This window comes from Bartonella sp. LJL80 (assembly GCF_054871565.1).
In genome coordinates this window covers 1-2500 of sequence record NZ_JBTXLM010000001.1, presented here as the reverse complement: position 1 = coordinate 2500, position 2500 = coordinate 1, and the positions used below count along the sequence as shown (strand labels likewise).

The window sequence follows — 2500 nt, the reverse complement described above, 5'->3', positions numbered from 1 at the left end:
CTCACCGGATTACCAAACCTAACCAAACTCCGAATACCTGGAAGAACTGACTGGCAGACACACGGCGGGTGCTAACGTCCGTCGTGGAGAGGGCAACAACCCTGACCACCATCTAAGGTCCCCAAGTTATGGCTAAGTGGGAAAGGATGTGAGGATCCCAAAACAACCAGGATGTTGGCTTAGAAGCAGCCATCATTTAAAGAAAGCGTAACAGCTCACTGGTCTAAATAAGGGTCTTTGCGCCGAAAATGTAACGGGGCTAAAGCCATACACCGAAGCTGTGGATGCGTCTTATGACGCGTGGTAGCGGAGCGTTCCGTAAGCCTGTGAAGGGAGACTCGTGAGAGCTCCTGGAGGTATCGGAAGTGAGAATGCTGACATGAGTAACGATAAAGGGAGTGAGAGACTCCCTCGCCGAAAGTCCAAGGGTTCCTGCTTAAAGTTAATCTGAGCAGGGTTAGTCGGCCCCTAAGGCGAGGCCGAAAGGCGTAGTCGATGGGAACCACGTTAATATTCGTGGACCTGTGGGAAGTGACGGATCGCGTGTATTGTAAGGTCTTATTGGATTGATCTTGCAGTGAAGCGGTTCCAGGAAATAGCTCCCACAAATAGACCGTACCCGAAACCGACACAGGTGGACCGGTAGAGAATACCAAGGCGCTTGAGAGAACTATGTTGAAGGAACTCGGCAAATTGCACGCGTAACTTCGGAAGAAGCGTGACCCTTTAGCGGGCAACCGTTAGGGGGTGGCACAGACCAGGGGGTAGCGACTGTTTACCAAAAACACAGGGCTCTGCGAAGTCGCAAGACGACGTATAGGGTCTGACGCCTGCCCGGTGCTGGAAGGTTAAGAGGAGATGTGCAAGCATTGAATTGAAGCCCCAGTAAACGGCGGCCGTAACTATAACGGTCCTAAGGTAGCGAAATTCCTTGTCGGGTAAGTTCCGACCTGCACGAATGGCGTAACGACTTCCCCGCTGTCTCCAACATAGACTCAGTGAAATTGAATTCCCCGTGAAGATGCGGGGTTCCTGCGGTTAGACGGAAAGACCCCGTGCACCTTTACTATAGCTTTACACTGGCATTCGTGTCGGCATGTGTAGGATAGGTGGTAGACTTTGAAGCAGGGGCGCCAGCCCTTGTGGAGTCATCCTTGAAATACCACCCTTATCGACATGGATGTCTAACTGCGGTCCGTTATCCGGATCCAGGACAGTGTATGGTGGGTAGTTTGACTGGGGCGGTCGCCTCCTAAAGAGTAACGGAGGCGCGCGATGGTGGGCTCAGAACGGTCGGAAATCGTTCGTCGAGTGCAATGGCATAAGCCTGCCTGACTGTAAGACTGACAAGTCGAGCAGAGTCGAAAGACGGTCATAGTGATCCGGTGGTCCCGCGTGGAAGGGCCATCGCTCAACGGATAAAAGGTACGCCGGGGATAACAGGCTGATGACCCCCAAGAGTCCATATCGACGGGGTTGTTTGGCACCTCGATGTCGACTCATCGCATCCTGGGGCTGGAGCAGGTCCCAAGGGTATGGCTGTTCGCCATTTAAAGCGGTACGTGAGTTGGGTTCAGAACGTCGTGAGACAGTTCGGTCCCTATCTGCCGTGGGTGTAGGAATATTGACAGGATCTGTCCCTAGTACGAGAGGACCGGGATGGACATATCTCTGGTGGACCTGTTGTGGCGCCAGCCGCATAGCAGGGTAGCTATATATGGACGGGATAACCGCTGAAGGCATCTAAGCGGGAAACCCACCTGGAAACGAGTATTCCCTGAGAACCGTGGAAGACTACCACGTTGATAGGTCAGGTGTGGAAGTGTGGCAACACATGAAGCTTACTGATACTAATCGTTCGATCGACTTGATCGTTCCCATTACAAATGTTCATCTTTGCTACGCAAAGATCACTTTACTGCGCTCACGGGCGCAGCCCTCCGCGAGGGCGGCCAAAAGTGGCCGGCGCGCGGTCGCGCTTGCAAGCCAAAGGCTTGAAAGTGATAGCAATAATATACAGAAAGATATCCAGCTTCTCTTCATTTGATGCGCTTTGCCGACCTGGTGGTTATGGCGGAGCGGCTGCACCCGATCCCATTCCGAACTCGGCCGTGAAACGCTCCAGCGCTGATGGTACTTTGTCTTAAGGCACGGGAGAGTAAGTCGCTGCCAGGTCTGCCAATCGCATCAAATGCTTCTCATCTCTTCACTTTTACCGGCTAGTCACCGCTTCTTTCAATAAATCCCCCATGAACAGGCTTGCTCTTGAATAGCCTGTGAAAATGATTATCTGAGTTGATGAATATCCATCTTCTCAAATCTGCATCATATCGATGCTGAAAACTTCGCGGTTAAAGCGCTCTCATCCAGATCAACCGGAACTGGAAATATAAAGCGCCCTATATCCCGTAATCACCCTGGCGCGGGGTGGAGCAGCCCGGTAGCTCGTCAGGCTCATAACCTGAAGGCCGCAGGTTCAAATCCTGCCCCCGCAACCAAA

Annotated in this window: 1 tRNA gene and 2 rRNA genes (1 of these 3 cut by a window edge); all 3 read left to right on the top strand. The window is 52.6% G+C overall.

Annotated elements, in window-relative coordinates:
- Window positions 1-1875, top strand: a 23S ribosomal RNA gene (locus ACYSNS_RS00015); it begins 934 nt to the left of the window's first position.
- 185 nt (window positions 1876-2060) lie between these two features.
- Window positions 2061-2175: ribosomal RNA gene (rrf, locus tag ACYSNS_RS00010) — 5S ribosomal RNA — on the top strand.
- A gap of 246 nt (window positions 2176-2421) precedes the next feature.
- A tRNA-Met gene (locus ACYSNS_RS00005) sits at window positions 2422-2498 on the top strand.
- Window positions 2499-2500: the final 2 nt, after the last annotated feature.